At 69.5% G+C, this 17,123-nt stretch carries 17 protein-coding genes; 7 read left to right on the forward strand and 10 right to left on the reverse strand.

Translation table 11 applies throughout. The features are described from left to right. The first annotated feature begins 13 nt into the window (after positions 1–13). Positions 14–232, forward strand: a complete 219-nt coding sequence (locus tag FMP39_RS11840) for a DUF3185 family protein (protein ID WP_020478851.1) — start codon at positions 14–16, stop codon at positions 230–232. Positions 233–337: 105 nt separating this feature from the next. Here FMP39_RS11840 and FMP39_RS11845 read toward each other — a convergent pair whose 3' ends face one another. Next, positions 338–1,126 carry a tetratricopeptide repeat protein gene (locus FMP39_RS11845; protein WP_141590017.1) on the reverse strand — a complete coding sequence of 263 codons (789 nt, stop codon included), beginning with the start codon at positions 1,124–1,126 and terminating at the stop codon, positions 338–340. A gap of 147 nt (positions 1,127–1,273) precedes the next feature. Then, positions 1,274–2,473, reverse strand: a complete 1,200-nt coding sequence (locus FMP39_RS11850; protein WP_141590018.1) for a metallophosphoesterase — start codon at positions 2,471–2,473, stop codon at positions 1,274–1,276. Between the two features lie 150 nt (positions 2,474–2,623). Between FMP39_RS11850 and FMP39_RS11855 the strand changes: the two genes are divergently transcribed. Further along, on the forward strand, positions 2,624–3,385 hold the full coding sequence (locus FMP39_RS11855) for an SDR family oxidoreductase (RefSeq protein ID WP_141590019.1): 762 nt from the start codon (positions 2,624–2,626) through the stop codon (positions 3,383–3,385). A gap of 27 nt (positions 3,386–3,412) precedes the next feature. Here FMP39_RS11855 and FMP39_RS11860 read toward each other — a convergent pair whose 3' ends face one another. Further along, positions 3,413–3,934 (reverse strand): hypothetical protein, encoded by a 522-nt coding sequence (locus FMP39_RS11860; RefSeq protein WP_228557907.1) that lies wholly within the window; start codon positions 3,932–3,934, stop codon positions 3,413–3,415. Positions 3,935–4,095: 161 nt separating this feature from the next. On the opposite strand from FMP39_RS11860, the gene FMP39_RS11865 reads away from it, so the two are divergent. Further along, positions 4,096–5,403: a DUF4105 domain-containing protein gene (locus FMP39_RS11865; RefSeq protein ID WP_141590021.1), complete on the forward strand. Its 1,308-nt coding sequence runs from the start codon at positions 4,096–4,098 to the stop codon at positions 5,401–5,403. Here the strand turns inward: FMP39_RS11865 and FMP39_RS11870 are convergent. Further along, a complete protein-coding gene (locus FMP39_RS11870) occupies positions 5,381–6,715 on the reverse strand; it encodes a sensor histidine kinase KdpD (RefSeq protein WP_141590022.1) in 1,335 nt (444 codons plus the stop codon). The two genes, FMP39_RS11865 and FMP39_RS11870, sit on opposite strands and share 23 nt — an antisense overlap. Before the next feature lie 19 nt (positions 6,716–6,734). Between FMP39_RS11870 and FMP39_RS11875 the strand changes: the two genes are divergently transcribed. Beyond that, complete coding sequence (locus tag FMP39_RS11875; RefSeq protein ID WP_228557908.1) at positions 6,735–7,289, forward strand: response regulator; 555 nt, start codon at positions 6,735–6,737, stop codon at positions 7,287–7,289. A gap of 8 nt (positions 7,290–7,297) precedes the next feature. Here the strand turns inward: FMP39_RS11875 and FMP39_RS11880 are convergent, their stop codons facing one another. From FMP39_RS11880 to FMP39_RS11900, 5 genes are all read right to left on the reverse strand, one after another. Continuing rightward, entirely contained in the window at positions 7,298–7,855 is a 558-nt protein-coding gene (locus FMP39_RS11880; RefSeq protein ID WP_141590024.1) for a type 1 glutamine amidotransferase domain-containing protein, read from the reverse strand. A gap of 141 nt (positions 7,856–7,996) precedes the next feature. Further along, a complete protein-coding gene (locus FMP39_RS11885) occupies positions 7,997–9,202 on the reverse strand; it encodes an ABC transporter permease (protein WP_141590025.1) in 1,206 nt (401 codons plus the stop codon). A gap of 27 nt (positions 9,203–9,229) precedes the next feature. Continuing rightward, on the reverse strand, positions 9,230–10,678 hold the full coding sequence (locus FMP39_RS38555) for an efflux RND transporter periplasmic adaptor subunit (RefSeq protein WP_141590026.1): 1,449 nt from the start codon (positions 10,676–10,678) through the stop codon (positions 9,230–9,232). A 45-nt stretch (positions 10,679–10,723) separates the two neighbouring features. Then, a complete protein-coding gene (locus FMP39_RS11895; protein WP_141590027.1) occupies positions 10,724–11,470 on the reverse strand; it encodes an ABC transporter ATP-binding protein in 747 nt (248 codons plus the stop codon). Further along, complete coding sequence (locus FMP39_RS11900) at positions 11,467–12,762, reverse strand: TolC family protein (protein ID WP_141590066.1); 1,296 nt, start codon at positions 12,760–12,762, stop codon at positions 11,467–11,469. Before FMP39_RS11900 ends, FMP39_RS11895 begins: the two co-directional genes overlap by 4 nt. A 537-nt stretch (positions 12,763–13,299) precedes the next feature. On the opposite strand from FMP39_RS11900, the gene FMP39_RS11905 reads away from it, so the two are divergent. Next, positions 13,300–14,541 (forward strand): ATP-binding protein, encoded by a 1,242-nt coding sequence (locus tag FMP39_RS11905; RefSeq protein WP_141590028.1) that lies wholly within the window; start codon positions 13,300–13,302, stop codon positions 14,539–14,541. A 3-nt stretch (positions 14,542–14,544) separates the two neighbouring features. Then, the gene (locus FMP39_RS11910; protein ID WP_141590029.1) at positions 14,545–15,897 is read left to right on the forward strand and encodes a sigma-54 dependent transcriptional regulator; all 1,353 of its coding nucleotides are present in this window, start codon (positions 14,545–14,547) and stop codon (positions 15,895–15,897) included. Between the two features lie 61 nt (positions 15,898–15,958). On the opposite strand, the gene FMP39_RS11915 is transcribed toward FMP39_RS11910, so the two are convergent. Continuing rightward, positions 15,959–16,552, reverse strand: coding sequence for a hypothetical protein (locus FMP39_RS11915; protein ID WP_141590030.1), 594 nt, complete (start codon positions 16,550–16,552; stop codon positions 15,959–15,961). A 31-nt stretch (positions 16,553–16,583) separates the two neighbouring features. Here FMP39_RS11915 and FMP39_RS11920 point away from each other — a divergent pair, with 31 nt between their 5' ends. Further along, on the forward strand, positions 16,584–17,120 hold the full coding sequence (locus tag FMP39_RS11920; RefSeq protein ID WP_141590031.1) for a M48 family metallopeptidase: 537 nt from the start codon (positions 16,584–16,586) through the stop codon (positions 17,118–17,120). The last annotated feature ends 3 nt before the right edge of the window (positions 17,121–17,123 follow it).

Consider the following 17,123-nt stretch of genomic DNA (forward strand, 5'->3'; position numbering starts at 1 on the left):
TTCAGGAGGCAATGTGAGCTTCGTCCGGCTGCTGGGTGTCATGCTCGCCATCGCGGGCGCCGTGTTGCTGTGGTCCGGGCTGAAGGCCCGGGACTCGCTCGCGGAGCGGGCCACGGAGTTGATCACCGGCCGGAACACCGACCGCACCACGCTGTATCTGGCGGGGGGCGGCGCGGCGTTGGTGGGCGGAATCCTGATGGTGCTCGCAGGCGGAGGCAGACGGCGCCGCTGAGCCGCGGGCCAGAAATCCAGATGGCCGCCATCGGCTGAAACACGAAGGGCCCGGAACCGGCTCGCGGTCCCAGGCCCTCGTGTACGTTCGTCAGGCTGCGGTGGGTTACTGCGCGGGTGCCGCCGCCGCCTTCGCGGCCTTCTGTGCCTCACCGAACTTCTTCGTCATCTCCGCGAACTGCACCTGGTACTCGTCCATGCGCTTCTGGTGCTCGTCGGCGCGAGCCGTCGCTTCGGCGACGACTTCCTTGTTCTTCGCGTTCTCGGCCGCCTCGGACAGCGCCATCTCCTTCTGCTGCCGCTCGAACTCCATCAGCCGGCCCATCACCACGCGCTTGTTGAGGTAGGTGTTGGCGGAGTTGGGGTTGATGGCGATGACCTGGTCGTAATAGCTGAGCGACTTCTCCAGGGACTCCTTGATGATGGGCGCGCCCATGGAGCGGGCGCCGCCGCGCTGCGCGTAGATCTCCGCGATCCACCCGAGCGACGCCTCGTCCTTCGGCTCCAGCTTGAGGGCCTCGTTGAAGTACTTCTCGGCGTCCTCGGTGGTGCCGCCGGTCATGTACATGCTGGCCAGCGTCCGGTAGATCTCCGCCTTCTCCGCGGGCGTCGTCTTGAGCTCGCCCATCTTCAGGACGGCCTCGGCGGCCTCGTTCATCTGCCCCAACTGCATGTGGGCGAAGGCCTTCTTCTCCCAGACCTTCTCCTGCTTGGGGTCCGCCTGGAGCGACAGCGCGTAGGCCGCGGCGGCTTCCTTGAACTCTTTCTTGCTCAGGTGGTCGCTGCCGGCGATGCGGTGCTTCTTCGCGGTGTCGTCCTCGGCCTTACACCCGACGACTGCGCCACCCAGCGTGAGCGCTCCGACCAGCAGACCGACTTTTCCCAGGCGCTTCATATCTGTGCCTCTCAAGATTCTTGAGGACCCACCCTCACGGGTCCTGATTTGCCGGGGAGCATACCCGAAGTCGAGCCGCCGCGGCCCTTTGCCCGATGGCCTGCTCCCTGTTGAGCAAGCAGGCCGCGCACCGGATGTCCCAGTGCGTCATGCTGTCAGCACGAGCTTGACCAGCTCTGGCGGGCTGCCGACGCGCATGGGCGGTCCCCAGAAGCCGCAGCCACGGCTGACGTAGATGTTCGAGTCACCGTGCGCGTACAGCCCGGCGGAGTGCTCCCACGCGAGACCAATCAGCATCGTCATGGGCACGAGCTGTCCACCGTGGGTGTGCCCCGAAATCTGCAGGTCCACGCCGCGCTCCGCGGCCACCTTGAAGTTCGCGGGTTGGTGCGCCAGCAGCACCGCGGCGCGGTCGGAATCCCGCCCCGCGAGCGCCTGCTCCAGGTCGTAACCCTTCTTGTTGCGCCGCCGGCCTCCGCTCCAATCATCCACGCCCACCAGGTCGAAGGATGCGCCCTTGTCCCCGATGGGGACGTGCCGGTTGCGCAGCACCGAGATGCCCAGTGACTCCAGGAAGGCCGACCACTCCTCGTCACCCGAGTAGTAGTCGTGGTTCCCGGTGACGAAGTAGCTGCCGTAGCGGGACTTCAGCGCGGCGAGCGCGGACACGTGGCCGCCCAGCGAGGCCACGTCGCCATCCACGAGGTCTCCCGTGATGGCGAACAGGTCGGGGCGCAGCGAGTTGGCCTGCTGGACGAGCGCGTCCATGTAGCGGCGCTGGATGAAGTGGCCCACGTGGATGTCGGTGAGCTGCACGATACTCAGCCCGTCCAGGGCCTTGGGCAGCTTGGGAATCCTCACCGCCACTTCAGTGATGAGCGGCGGCGAGAAGGCGCGCCAGCTTCCGTAGGCCGCCAGCCCGCCCCCCGCGACGAAGGCGGTGCCGGCCACGGCCTGGCCCAGGAATCGCCGCCGGTCCTCGTCCACGGTCGTGCTGGGTGCTGGCGTGGGAGGCGCGGGCGGGGCGTGCGGCTGCATCCGTCTCGCCAGGGCCGTGAGCCCTCGGCCGATGTCCGTCAGGAGCAGGGCGATGACGAGGCAGAGCGCCACGCCCATCCACGTGTACACCGCCATGGTGAGCAGCCCTTCGGCGCTCTCCGGAAGCAAGTCCAGCACGGTGCGCCGGTTCCCCAGCACGCCCGTCATCAGCACGAGCACGCCGATGGCCAGCAGCCGAGGCAGGCGGCCCCGCACCAGGGGGCGCACCAGCCGACGGTACAGATACAGGTGGCCCAGCACCGCGCCGAGCCCGATGAGCATCGAAAAGGAGAAGAGTCGCAGCGGCATGACGGAAGGGTCGCGGGGGCCTCACGGTACCACGGCACGGCTCGCGGCGAGTCTGGCGCCGGAGTGGCGAAGCGCCCCCCACGGGGGCCGGGCGGGCTCGCGGGGCGTCAGGGCGCCTGATAGAGGCACACGCGTCAGCCTGGGAGGACCATGGACATGGACAAGGTCATCGTCATCACTGGAGCAAGCAGCGGCATCGGCGCGGAGCTGGCGCGGCAAGCGGCCGGGAAGGGCGCCCGTCTGGTGCTGGCCGCGCGCCGCAAGGCGGAGCTGGAATCCGTGGCCGGACAGTGTGGACACGAGGCGCTCGCCGTGGTCACGGACGCGACCCGGCGCGCGGACATGGAGCGGCTGCGTGACGCGGCGCTCGCCCGATTTGGCCGCATCGACGTGTGGGTGAACAACGCGGGGCGGGGCATCACGCGCTCCGTGGCGGAGCTCACGGACGAGGACCTGGAGGCCATGTGGCGCGACAACGTGAACAGCGCCCTCTACGGGATGCAGGCGGTGTTGCCGCACTTCCAGTCGCGCGACGCCGGGCAGTTGGTGAATGTCTCCAGCACCTTGGGGCGGCTGCCCATCGTTCCCCACCGTTCGGCGTACAGCGCGGCGAAGCATGCGCTCAACGCGCTCAGTGCCTGCCTGCGCCAGGAGCTGCGTGAGACGCACCCGGGCATCACCGTGACGGTGGTGATGCCCGGCGTGGTCGCCACGGCTTTCGGGGACAACGCGCTTGGCGGAGGGCCCGATTCTCGGGGGCTGCCAGGGGCGCAGCGCGTCGAGGATGCCGCGACAGTCATCCTCGATTCCATCGAGCGTCCGCGTGCCGAGGTCTACACCCAGGCGGCGACTCAGGCCCAGGTGGAGCGGTACTACCAGGATGTGGAGGCCTTCGAGCGGGGAAGCACCTGACGCAGCCGAGCCGTCCCCGCGGCGACGTCAGAGCACCCAGGCACGCCGGGTGTTCACGTCGCTCTTGAAGCGGTGGTAGGGGTTGCCGGAGTCCTGCACGATGATGGTCTCCGACCCGTCGTCCAGGATGGCGGTGACCCGGATGTCGTTCAGGTTCCAGTTGTCACCCGTCTCAAAGGGGTTTGACTGCCCGGATTGAAACCGGATCGCGAACTCGCGCATGTTGCTGTAGAGGACGCCGCTGGGGAGCTCGACTTCCACGGTGCGCGTGGACCCGTTGGGCCAGTTCGCGCCGTTGTTCAGGTTCTGGCTGATGGAGATGTGGTTGCCATTGATCGCCGTGTAGCTGAACTCGGCGAAGGCGTTGCTCGCCTGGCGCAGGTCATCGCTCCCGGTGACGATGCGGACACGAAGGTGCGTCACCTGCCGGTCACCATCCACGGCCTGTGCCTTGCCAGGGGTCATGAGGAGCATGGCCACGGCCAGGGTGGCTGTGACGGCAGTCACGAAGCGCCTGGAATACGTGGTCAGGGTGGGGGTCGTGTTCATGTGGGACTTCTCCTTGCCAATTCGGAAGTGGGTATGTGTGTCATTGGCTCGCTGCACGACGCCCGCGAGCCGATAGGAACCCTGCCTTGGCGCGTTTCACGTGAACACTGCCAATCTTTTTGCACTGCCCTGACCTCGCGGGCGTGGGGCATTGCCATGGGATGGCGAGACACGCGGTGCTCATCCTGGTCGTGGCCCTGTTCCGCGCGGCGGCGTTCGCCGCGTCCCCACCCGAGGGCTTTGGCGGACATCCGGAGTCCCTGCGCATCCGGCTGGTGACGATTGGCCCCGGCGCGGACATGCACCAGCGCTTCGGTCACAGCGCGCTGTGGGTCGAGGACACGCGCCTGAAGACAGGCTTCCTCTACAGCTATGGCACGACGTCCATCGCGAATGGGGGACCGGTCCGCTTCCTCCTGGGCCGGCCGACGTTCTGGGCGGCGCGCCTGTCCGTGGAGCGGACCTTCCTGCTGTACCGCGCGCTGGCGCGGTCCATTGACGTGCAGGACCTCGTGCTCACGCTGGAGCAGCGCCAGCGGCTCCTGGCGCGGTTGGAGCGAGACGTCCAGCCCGCCTCGCGTGAATATGCCTATCATCCGCTCAGGGACAACTGCGCGACGCGTGTGCGGGACGTCCTTGATGAGGCATTGGGTGGCGCGCTTCGGGATGCGCTCACGGAGCCGGCGCGAGCCACCCAACGAGAGCTCCTCCGGAGATACATCCAGACGCATCCGGTGTCGGAGCTGCTCTTGATGTTGTGGCTGAACGACGCCGTGGACGCGCCCGCGACTCAATGGGAGGAGGCCTTCCTGCCTCGGGAGCTCGCCAGGCTGCTCGTGGGCGTGTCCTACGTGGATGGCTCCGGCAGGCGCATCCCGTTGGTGAAGCGCGAGGGGGCCTCATCCCCGTCCACGGACGCGTCCGCTCCTGTCAACGCCGGCTGGGTAGGAACCTCCACTTGGGGGCTTGGCGCAGGAGGCGCGGCCCTGGCCCTCATCCTCGCGTTCCTGCGTGGGCGCGGCCCACACCGGATGTTCCAGATTCTCTTCGGCCTCTATCACGCCGTGTTCGGGCTCACGCTCGGCGCGGCGGGCGTGGCGCTGGGTGGGTTGATGCTGTTCTCCAGGCTCGATGTCATGCAGGACAATGAGAACCTGTTGCTGGCCAACCCGATTGCCTTCGCGCTGCTTCCGCTGGGCATCCTCATGATGTCCGGCAGCGAGCGCGCGGAGCGCTGGGCACGCCGATGCGTCTGGCTGCTCGCGGCGGGTTCGCTGCTCGCGGTGGTGCTCAAGCTCTGGCCCTCGTTCGACCAGGACAACCGCACGCCCATGGCCTTGTGGCTGGTGGCGAACCTCGGACTGGGGCTCGCTCACGCCTGGCGGTTGCGCCGGCCGTCCACGGCGCCCGCGCCTGCTGCCGGGGCGAGGGAAGGGGCCCGCGGCTCTACCCGCTGGTGGGCAGCGTGACTTCGACCCGCGCGCCTCCCTCGGGCGGGTTGCAGGCGCGCAAGGTGCCGCCGCTTGCCTCGACGAGCCCGCTCACCAGGAGCATGCCCAGCCCAGCGCCCTCTGGCTTGGTCGTACCGGCTCGGGGGCGTTCCCCCTCCAGCAGCCCCGTTCGGAAGCCCGGTCCGTCATCGCTCACGCTGAGCAGGACGCGGTGCAGCGCCGGGTTCGGCTCCACGCTGATTCGGACCGTGCGCGCGCCTTGCTGGCCATCACCCTCACAGGCGTTCACGAACAGGTTGGTGACCACGTGTGTGAGCCCTCGCTCTCCACCGACAATCCGGACGCTGACGTCGTTGGCGGCGGCACGCGCCAGGCCCGCTGTTCCTTCCAGCTCGAACCGGACCCGGGAGAACCTCGCCTGGACGACCTCCATGGCGCGGCGCAACGTGGCGCCCACGTTCACCGCCGTCGCATCTTCAATCACAGTCAGCTCGCTCAGGGTCCGAGCCTTCACGCTCTCGATGAAGCTGCTCAGCTCACCCAGGTCCTGGACCAGGGCGCTCGCATGGCCGGGCGCGCTGGCGCCCATGGGCTCGCGGAAGAGGAGGTCGGCGCGCAGCCTCGCCGCGGACAGCAACGTGCGCACGTCGTGGTGCTCGCGCAGCAGCGCGCGCAGGTTCGTGCGTGCACGCTCCATGTGGGCACTCGCGGTTCCGGCCTCCAGGACCAGTCGCCGTGCGATGCCACAAATCACCGAGGCGAAGACGCCCGCGCTGCCGATGAAGATGAACAGGAGCATCAGATCCTTCGCCCCGTAGGTGGCGTTCCTGGCATTGACGTGGAGGTCGAGCGCCGTCAGGCCCCCCATCAACAGGACGTTGGCCGCCGTCCCAATCCACGCAGCCCCGGGCGACAGCCGCAGCGCGGTGATGAAGGCCACCGCGATGGCCGCCGCGGGGTCCGGCATTCGCAGCAGCCCGGTGTAGTGGGGGCCATGCCAGAGCACCGTGGAGAGGAGGGACGCATGGGCGAAGACGGCGTCCAGCACCGTGGAGGCCACGAGCAGCTTCGCGCCGAACAGCCGCCGCCGAGCCGCCCACAGCGCCATCGCCGACACTGCGATGCTGCCCAGCAGCAGGGGAAGCTGGAGCCATGCCGCCGCGGCACCGCCCTCGGCGTGGGCTCCACCCAGCGCCAGGAAACGCATCAGGATGAGGGCACTGAAGACAATCCGGCCCACGCTGACCAGTGCTTCGCCCTCGTTCGAAGCGTCTGATAGCACCCGCTGCGCCATCTGCTCCATCGCGGGCGGTCGGGGACTCTCTGGCATTCATGGTAAATTGCCATGGGTGGGGCGGGTCCGACATCTCCTGGTCGTCGAGGACGCCACGCGTCTTGCGCGGGCGATCGAGGAGGCGTTGCGCTCTCGCGTCGAGCGGTGCACCCATGCAGCTTCGCTCGCCGCGGCGCGTCAGGTCCTCCAGCGTGATGCGCCCGACGCCGTCATCCTGGATGTCAGCCTTCCGGATGGGGACAGCATCGAGCTGCTGGCGCCGCTGTGTGAGCTGGAGCCGCTGCCGCATGTCATCGCCATCAGCGGGACGGCGACGGCGGAGCAGGCCTTCCAACTCGCGCAGGAGGGCGTGCGTGCCTTCCTTCCCAAGCCGCTGGACCTCGCGCGGCTGGAGGCCGTTTGGCTGGAGACGCTGGCGCGTCCCCCCGATCTGGTCACCGCGCTGCGGGCGAGCGCGGGACGCGTGCCTCTGCACGGCTTCGAGAGCCTCGTCCGCGACACGTTGGTGGACGAGGCCCTGGCGAAATCTGAAGGGAGCGTGCGCGGGGCCGCGAAGCTGCTCCGCATCTCGCGTCAGCTCCTCCAGCACATTCTCAGTGGCCGGAAGTAGACGCCCTGTCAGGTGCGGGCTTCCCGCTCTCCTCGGGCGCCCGCGCTCTTCAGGTCCTCGATGATGGCGCGGCTGAAGTCCTCGAGGTCGTCCGGCTTGCGGCTGGTGATCCAGTTGGCGTCCCGCACCACCGCCTCGTCCTTCACCTGGACATTGGGGATGCGGCGCAGGTCATGCTGAATCGTCGTCCACGCGGTGAGTGTCCGTCCGTCCAGGATGTCCGCGGAGATGAAGAGCTGGGGTCCGTGGCACACCGCCGCGATGAGCTTGCCGCGGTCATCAAACTCCTTCACGAACTGGACGAAGCGCTCGTCGGCCCGGAGGTTGTCGGGAGAGTGCCCGCCTGGGATGAGCAGCATGTCGAAGTCCTGCACCTGGACGTCGTCGATGCTCCGCTCCACGCGGAACGTCTCCTTGCCTTGCTTGCCGGCGACTTCCTCTCCGGCCTTCTTTCCGATGAGGACCACCTCGTGGCCCTCCGTGCGCAGCTTGTCGTAGGGAACCCGCAGCTCGGAGTCCTCGAAACCGCTCCCCACGATGCACGCGATTCGCTTGCCATCCGCCATGTCGTCCCTCCTCGAGTCAGGCCTGCAAACATGTGCACCCTGTGCAGTCCCGGCCCGGAAGAGGAGGGCTTGAAACGCGCTCGGGCGCCGTGCCCGCCGCCTGCTCGGCGGACGGGCTGGCGCCCGAGGCCAGGACTCCGGCTACTCGTAACGGAGCGACTCGATGGGCGCGAGGCTCGCCGCGCGCCGCGCCGGCCAGATGCCGAAGAACACCCCCACCGTCGCCGAGAAGGCGATGGCCACGATGATGGCCTCGGGTGCCACCACCACCGTCCAGCCCGCCATGCGCTGAAGCATCGCCGCGCCGCCCATGCCCAGCAGCAGGCCCAGCGTTCCTCCGGCCAGGCACAGCACCAGGGACTCCACGAGGAACTGGAGCATGATGTCCGTGCCAGTGGCGCCCAGCGCCTTGCGCAGACCAATCTCGCGCGTGCGCTCCGTCACCGACACCAGCATGATGTTCATGATGCCAATGCCTCCCACCAGCAGGGAGATGGCGGCGATGCCGGCCAGCAGCAGGGAGAACGTCTGCGTCGTCTCCTGCATGGTGTTGAGCAGCGAGGCCTGGTCGCGGATGTTGAAGTCCGCGGGCTGCTCCGGGCGCAGCCGGTGCTCGCGCCGGAGCTTCTGGTCGATCTCCGCCATCGCGTCGTCCATGGACGTGTCGCTCACGGCCTGCACCGCGATGGAGCGGATGCGGTCGCTGCCCATGACGCGGAACTGCGCGGTGGACAGCGGGATGTAGAGGCTCTCATCCGGGTTGTTGAAGCCCTGCGCGCCCTTTTCGGCCAGCACCCCGATGACCTCGAACGGAATGCCCCGGATGCGGATGGTCTCGCCCACCAGGGACGCGGTGTCCGTCAAGCCCAGCTGCGCACCGGCCAGGGCGCCCAGCACCACCACCCGGCGGCGCCCCTTGTCCTCCGCGTCCGTGAAGAGTCGGCCGTTCGTGATCTGCCCCTGGTTGACGAGGAAGTAGTCCGGCCAGGTGCCCACGACGGACAGGTTCGCGTTCTTCGCGCCGTACTCCACCTGGAAGCGCGACTCGATTTCCGGCGCCACGGCCTGGATGTGGCGCGCGTTCTCCCGCAGCGCCTCCGCGTCGTCGATGGTCATCGACGCCTGGGCGCGAATCATGCCGCCCGTGAACGCCTGACCCGGGCGCACCGTGAGGACGTTGGTGCCCAGCCCCTGGAGCCGCTGGGCCACCGAGCGCTGCGCCCCTTCGCCCAGCGCGACCATGGTGATGACGGCCGCGATGCCGATGACGATGCCCAGCATGGTCAGCAGCGACCGCAGCTTGTTGGCGAGGACCGCATCGAATGCGACCCGGATGATTTCACCCATGACGTGTCCTCCTGATGGGCCTGGGGGTTAGCGCGGTCCGCGCGGGCCACCACCCGCGCCGGGAATCACGCCGCCCGACATCTGGCGCATCCGCTCGGTGCTCTGCTGCTGCTGCTTCTGGAGCTTCGCCACCGTGATGAGCACCACCTGCTCGCCATCCTCCAGGCCACTCACCACTTCCGTGCTCTCCCAGTCACTCAGGCCCAGGGTGACGCGCCGGGGCTGCGGACCGGTGGGGCTCTGCACGAAGACGACGCCCTGCCGCGTGTCCGTCGCGCCCTGGACATCCTCGCGAGCCCGGCGGCCCGCGCGGCCCTGGCCTCCGCCGCCCTGGCCTTCACCCATGCCGCCCTGGCCCCTGGCGGGCACCGCGCCCGGCCCGGCGCCATTGGCCACCGCGGCGGTGGCGCCCGCGCCAGCTTCTCCCACGGCCGACACCGTCGTCGGTCCGGACGGCGCGCCCGGGCGGCTCGAGGCACCCGGCGGCCGCATCACCGCGCGCAGCGCTTCTTCGGAAACACCCACCGCGGCGGCCGCGGTCCGGGCGTCCCGCACGCCCACCACCGCGGTGTTGGGCACGGTGAGGGCATTGCGGCGGCGGGAGATTTCAATGGCCACTTCCGCGTTCATGCCCGGCCGCAGCAGGCCGTCCGGGTTGTCCATCCGCACCAGCACCGGGAAGAGGGTGACGTTCTGCTCCACCAGGGCCTGCGGTTCGATCTTCACCACCTCGCCGATGAAGGTGCGGCCCGGGTAGGCCTCCATGGTGACGCGCGCCTTCTGGCCGGGCTTGATCTGCCCGACGTCCGTCTCGTCCACCTTGGCGCGCACCTGCATCACCGACAGGTCCGCCATCTTGAACAGCGCGGTGCCACCGGACACGTTGTTGGTGGCGGAGGCGATGATGACGCCCGGCTGGATGGTCCGCTCCAGGATGGTGCCGGGGCTGCGCGCGACGATGGTGACGTCCCGGCTGCGCTCTCGCGCCAACTGGAGGTTCGTCTCCGCCCGCACCTTGGTGGCCCGTGCCGTCGCGGATGCGTCCACGGCCGTCTCGTATTCCTGCTGCGTGACGTAGCCGTCCTTGCGCAGCGCCTCCATGCGCTGGCGCTGGGCCTCCGTCGTGTTCAGCCGCACCCGCGCGGACTCCAGGTCGGCCTGGGCCTGCGCCAGCGCGTTCTGTACGTCGCGCGGCTCGATTTCCGCCAGCAGCGTGCCCTCGGCAACGGTGTCGCCCGTGTCGTAGTGGACCTTCAGCACTTCACCGGAGGCCTGGGACTTCACCTCCACGACGCGCAGCGGCTCCACCAGGCCCGCGGATTCGGCCACCACTTCCATGTCCCGGCGCTCCACCACGGCCACCGCCGCCGAGCGCTCGTTCGTCTTGGGCTCCTCGCCGCGCTGGGTGACGTACACCCCCGCGCCGAGAAGGAGCGCCGCGCTGCCTGAGATGATCCACTTCTTCGTCTTGCTCACGACGACCTCCCGTTCCCTGGCCCACGCAGCGAGCGTGGCGAATATTCAGTCCCGATTCCGCTCGTCCCGCTCGATGACGCCGTCCTTCAGGAACAGCACCCGCTGCGCATGCGCCGCGATGTCCGATTCGTGGGTGACGAGCATCAGCGTCTGACCCTGGCCATGCAGCTCGCCGAAGAGGGCCATGATCTCCTCACCCGTGCGGCTGTCCAACGCGCCCGTGGGCTCGTCCGCCAGCAGCAGGGCGGGCTGCGTCACGAGCGCGCGGGCAATGGCCACGCGCTGGCGCTGACCGCCGGACAGCTCGTTGGGCCGGTGGTCCATTCGCGCGCCCAGGCCCACCTTGTCCAGCATCGCCGCCGCGCGCTCGCGCCGCTCCTTCTTGGGGATGCGCGCGTAGATGAGCGGCAGGGCGACGTTGTCCAGCGCGGAGGCGCGGGGCAGCAGGTTGAAGCTCTGGAACACGAAGCCCAGCTCCCGGTTGCGGATGCGCGCCAGTGCGTTCTCAGACATGCCCGCCACCGGCTGGCCGTTGAGCCAGTACTGGCCTTCACTGGGGACGTCCAGGCAGCCGATGAGGTTCATGAAGGTGGACTTGCCGGAGCCGGACGGGCCCATGACGGCCACGTATTCATTGCGGCGGATGGTGAGGTCCACGCCGCGCAGCGCGCGCACCACCTCGGAGCCCATCGTGTAGTCCTTGCGCAGGCCCTCCACGCGGATGACCACGTCGGAGATGTCCCGCGCCGGGCCCGTGCCCGCCTGCTGTTGGGGATGGTTGGACGTGCTCACAGCGGCCTCCCCGCGAGCGCTTCCAGCTCCGCGCGCGCAATCCGGTAGTCGAAGCGGGAGGCCACCAGGTTGATCTCCGCCGTCACCAGGTTCTCCTGGGACGTCAGCAGCTCGATGATGGTCGTGGCGCCCAGCTTGTAGCGCTCCTGCTGCACCTTCAGGTCCTCCTGGGCCACCGCGACGGACTCCGTGGCCAGGGCGATGCGGTTCGACGCCAGCTTGAGCTGGTTCAGGGACGTTCCCACGCTCGAGCGCAGCGCGCGCCGGGTATCCGACAGCGTGGCCTGGGCCACCGACGCCTGCGTCCGCGCACTCACCACGCGCTCCTCGCGAACGAAGCCGTCGAAGATGGGGTAGGACAGGCCCATCCGGACCGACCAGCTCGTGCGGCCTCCGTTGAAGGCGGGCTCGTCATTGAACCAGTCATATCCGCCGGAGAGACGCACCGTGGGCAGGTAGGACGACCTGGCCACCTTCACGCTGGCTTCGGCCGCCCGAAGGTCCGCCTCCGCGGCCTGGATGGACGGCGCCTGGGCGGTGATTTCGTCCGTCAGTGCCTCGTCGGTGAGCGCGAAGGTGGACACGTCCTGGAGCTCCAACGGCTGCGCGTCCACCGGTCCGTCTTCACCGATGAGCCGGCCCAGCGACAGGGCCGCGGCGGCGTGCTGGGTCTGCGCGGAGAGCAGGGCCTCCTGCGCGGCGGTGAGGTCGTACTTCGCCCGCAGCACGTCGGAGCGCGTCGCCGAGCCTACCGCCAGTCGCCGATCCGCGGCCTCCGCGTTCTGCTTCGCGCGCTCGATGCGGGACCTTGCGACCTCTTCCAGGCCCCCGGCGCGGAGGACTTCGTAATAGGACCGCTCCACGTCGAGCACCGCGGACGCGCGCTGCGCGATCAGTCCGGCCCGCGCGGCGCTGGAGCGCGCCTGGGCCTGCTTGCTGGTGGCGCCACGCTGGCCACCGGTGAAGACGTTCCACGAGGCCGACAAGCCGGCGCTGTACGTGTCGCTGGGGGCGTTGAACACCGCGCCCGTGGTGGGGTCCAGGCGCTGGCTGCTGGCCAGCGAGGTGTTCGCGCTCGCGGACAGGTTGGGGAGGTAGGCTCCAAACGCGCTGCGCTCGGCGGCCCCTGTCGTGGTGACGGTGCCGGCGGCTTGCGCCACCTGGGGGCTCGTCTTCAGCGCCCGGGCGATGGCTTCCTCCAGGGAGACCGTCGTCATCGTCGTCGTTGCCTGGGCCAGACCCACGCCGGGCGCCGTCACCAGCCCGAGGAAGCCCAGGGCCAGGGCCGTCATCCGGTAGGGTTGCCGCTTCCACCACGGTGTCTGTGCGTTTTTCATCGCAAGCCGGGCCACTGCATTTGCCTTGCCACGGTCCAACCCATGGAAATGTGGAGGGAAAGTGGCGCCGGGCCTGCGGGAACCGCAGTGCGAGTGCGGATTCCGCACGCGATACCGGCCATCTTCGCATGCACGCCTCGGGGCCTCCCTGGGGCCCACGCGCGCGGGCCTGAACAGCGGGCCTGGGCCCCGTGATTGCACTGGGCAGGGCGACCTGTGGGCGCGCCGAGGTTTCGCGCCTGCTCCTTCGCCCTGCCAGCGGCCACGTGGCCGCCCTCCACCCCCAGGAGAACGCCCCATGCACCCTCTCATGCTCGGACGACCGACGGCTCTCGAGGCGCGCGGCACCGACAGAAGAGAGTGCGGATTCCGCACTCCACATGCAGAGTTCGCAGCCTGTGGAGGTGTGCGATGGAGTTGGAGTCCCCACGGCGGAGGTCGGCGGTGAGCGGCGCTCCCTGGTGGCGGCCGCTTGGGCCTCGAGCGCCCTGGGTGGCGGCGGTGCTCATGTGCGCGGTGCTGATGTCCGCGGCGCTGTTCATCCGGAACACCGCGCTGGAGTCGTCCGCCCTGGTCACCCGGGGCATGGCCAACGTCATCATGGTCGCCGGCTTCGAGGCCTTCCGCGACACGGAGGGGCTCCCGGACTCGTCCGCGCTGGACGCCTTCCTGGAATCCCACCGGGAGGGCGGCCTGCGCTACGTGGCCGTCATGGATGACGACCAGGTGCTGGCGTCAGCCGGGGAGGTGAAGCTGGGGCGGCTTCTCTTTCATGAGGGCTCGCCGCTGGTCGTCGAAGGGGGACGCGCGCGCCTGGTCAGCCGTCTCCGCCGGCCCCGTCCCGCCTACGGTCCCCTGACACACGAGGAGGTCCGCGCCATGGCGGCGCAGGGCGATTCCCAGGAGCCGCGCAAGCACCTGCGCATGGTCTACGAGTTCGAGCCGCTCACCGCCCTGGCGTTGGAGTCGCGCTCGCAGCGTCTGCTGGGCGTGGCGGTGGCCTCGTGCGTGGGCATCCTGGCGTTGGCCTTCGCCTTCTCGCGCTCGTTGGCGCAGCGGGAGGCGCTGTCGGAGGAGCTGGAGCGCGGCCGGCGGCTGGCGGCCCTGGGCACCATGTCCGCGGTGCTGGCGCATGAGCTTCGCAACCCGCTGGCCTCGCTCAAGGGGCATGCGCAACTGCTCGCCGAGCGCGTGGAGCGTGACGCCGTCCTGGCGCCCAAGGCGGACCGGGTGGTGTCGGAGGCCGTCCGGCTGGAGCAGTTGATGAATGACCTGCTGGGCTTCGTGGCCAGCGGAGAGCTTCGCCGCGTGGAGGCGGACCCCAACGACGTGCTCCGCGCGGCGGTGGAGAGCACGGGCGCGGCGCGTGTGGAGGCTCGCTATCTGCCGGACCGCACGCCCTTGCCTTTGGACGCGGGCCGGTTGCAGCAGGCGCTGGAGAACGTGCTGCGCAACGCTGTCCAGGCCAGCCCCGAAGGCAAGCGCGTGGAGGCGACCGTGGAGCGGGAGGACACGTCCCTGGTGTTCACGGTCAAGGACCACGGGCCCGGCATCGCGGCGGGGGAGGAGGAGCGCATCTTCGAGCCCTTCATCACGGGCCGCGTGCGCGGCGTGGGCCTGGGGCTGGCCATCACCCGCCGCATCGTCGAACTGCACGGCGGCACGGTGAGCGCGCGGAGCCATGCGGGCGGCGGCGCGGAGTTCCGTCTCACCGTTCCCGCGAGAGGAGCCTGAGCCATGGCGCGAATCCTGGTGGCGGATGATGAAGAGGGCGTGCGCTCGTTCCTCGCCGAGGCGCTGGAGTACGAAGGTCACTCGGTGACGGTGGCCGCCGACGGTGAAGAGGCCGCGCGGCTGATGGCGAGGCAGGGCGTGGACCTGTTGCTCACGGATCTGCGGATGCCTGGGATGGATGGGCTGACCTTGCTGCGCAAGGTGCGCGAGGAGCAGCCCGACGTGGAGGTGGTGGTGCTCACCGCCGTGGGTACGGTGGAGAGCGCCGTGGCGGCGATGAAGGCGGGCGCCTTCGACTTCCTGCTCAAGCCGGTGGGCAGCCCCGCCGAGCTGCGCCTGACGGTGGCGCGGGCCCTGGAGCGGCGCGCGCTGCTCAACTGGAAGACGGAGGCGCGACAGTCGGCGGGCGAGGTGGAGCTGAGCTGGGGGGCTCCCGCCATGCATCCGGTGGTGGAGGCGCTCCGGAAGGTGTCGCCCACGCAGGCCACGGTGCTGTTGGTGGGGGAGAGCGGGACCGGCAAGGAGGTGACGGCGCGGGCCCTGCACCAGTGGAGTGAGCGCGCGGACGGGCCCTTCGTGGCCGTCAACTGCGCGGCGCTGACGGAGACGCTCCTGGAGAGCGAGCTCTTCGGCCACGAGAAGGGCGCGTTCACCGGCGCGGTGGCCCAGCGGCGCGGCCGCATCGAGCTGGCGCAGGGAGGCACCTTCTTCCTGGACGAGGTCGGCGAGCTGAAGGCCGAGCTCCAGGCCAAGTTGCTGCGCGTCCTCCAGGAGCGCCGCTTTGAACGCGTGGGCGGTACGCGGACCTTGGAAGCTGACGTGCGCTGGGTGGCTGCCACCAACCGCGACCTCAAGGCGATGATGGCGCGCGGTGAGTTCCGCGAGGACCTCTACCACCGGCTGGCCGTGTTCCCCATCCGGCTGCCATCCCTGCGCGAGCGGCGCGAGGATCTACGGCCGCTGTCGGAGCTGCTGCTGCGCCGCATCGGCGACGAGCTGGGTCGTCCGGGCTTGCGCCTGTCACCGGAAGCCGTGGCGCGGCTGGAGGCGTTCACCTGGCCGGGTAACGTCCGCGAGTTGCGCAATGCGCTCGAGCGGGCCGCCATCCTCGCGGATGGGCCGGTGGTGGAGCCTCGGCACCTGTGGCTGGATCCGACGGGCGCGGCGGGGCCCGTGGTGGATGCGCCCGTCTCGGAGGGGGGCCGGCTTCCCAGCCTGACGCTGGAGGAGCTGGAGCGACGGGCCATTGAGCAGGCCATCGCGGACGAGGCGGGGAACCGCAAGCGTGCCGCGCAGCGGCTGGGGATTGGCTTGCGGACGCTGTACGACAAGCTGCGGCGCTACGAGTCGCCCTGAGCGCATCGAGCGGCGCGGAGAAGCGACTCCGCGCCGCGCGCCCCGGCAACCTACGCGGGGGTCACGGAGGGCCGTGGCCCTGCCGCACCGAGTTCAGCTCCACCGCGGTGGCGTAGATCTGCGCCCAGGAGCGGTACTTGAAGCGGTTCAGCGCGCCCTTCTGGTCGTTCGCGTAGTCGAACATGTCCTTGCGGAAGAGGGCGTCGGCGGCCTTGCGCGCATCGGGGCCGAGCGGCGTGCCCTTCTTCTCGAAGTAGCGCAGCAGGTCGTAGCCGTAGTCGTGCGTCTTGGCCGCGGGGTCGAACTCCTTGTCCGGGCCGATCTTCAGCGGGACGGAGGCGTAGCCCAGCGGGTCCTGCATCCGCTGACCGTGCGGCGTCTGGATGGCATAGGGCTTGTAGCCGATGACCTGCTCGAAGTCCGCCGGGGGAGGGCGGGCGCCGGTCAGGTACTCCATCATCAGCTTGCCATGGTCGCCCGCGGGCGCCGCACCCACCTTCGCCGTGCGCTGGAGCGCCGTCGTCGTGTTGCTGAACGAGTCCTTCTGGTGGATGGCCGCGGGGGCCGCGGCGGCGTTGGGCTTCTCCGCGGCGGGCGACTCCGAGGGGGAGTTCGCCGGGCGGCGGGCCGAGACGGGGGCGTTGCGAACGAGCATGATGAAGTCCGGGGGAAAGCTTCCTCTCAGTTTGTCGCAGTTTGTAGACTTGAAGTTGCGTGGAAATGACCGACGCACCGCGTGGTGCCAGGAGAGCTCAGTGGGAACGGACCTTTATCGCGACGGAATGGCCCGGTTGGACGCAGGGGATGTGGGCGAAGCCCGCCGTCTGCTGGAAGAGGCGCTGCGCAAGTCCCCCGGAGACGTGGCGGTGATGCACGGATTGTCTCGCGTGTTGGATCTGGCGGGTGAGCGCGCACGCTCCGTGGAACTGCTGGAGCACGCCCATGCTCGGGCACCGTCGGAGCCGGGCCCGGCGCACGACCTGGCCATGGCGCTGCTGGAGCGGGAAGAGGACGTACGCGCGGTACAGGTTCTCACGCCTGTGTTGGAGGCCCACCCCGAGGACACGCGGGCGCACCTCTTCATGGCCATGGCCCTGGCGAAGTCGGACGCCGCGCGTGCTCGCGTTCACACCGCGAAGGCCCTGTCGGACTCGGATCCCGACGTGAAGCTGCAGGCCCAGGCCCTGGACGACGTGCTCGCGGAGCACCAGCGCGTGTCCTGAGCC

The sequence above is a fragment of the Myxococcus sp. AB056 genome, from assembly GCF_006547365.1.
GTDB lineage: Bacteria > Myxococcota > Myxococcia > Myxococcales > Myxococcaceae > Myxococcus > Myxococcus virescens.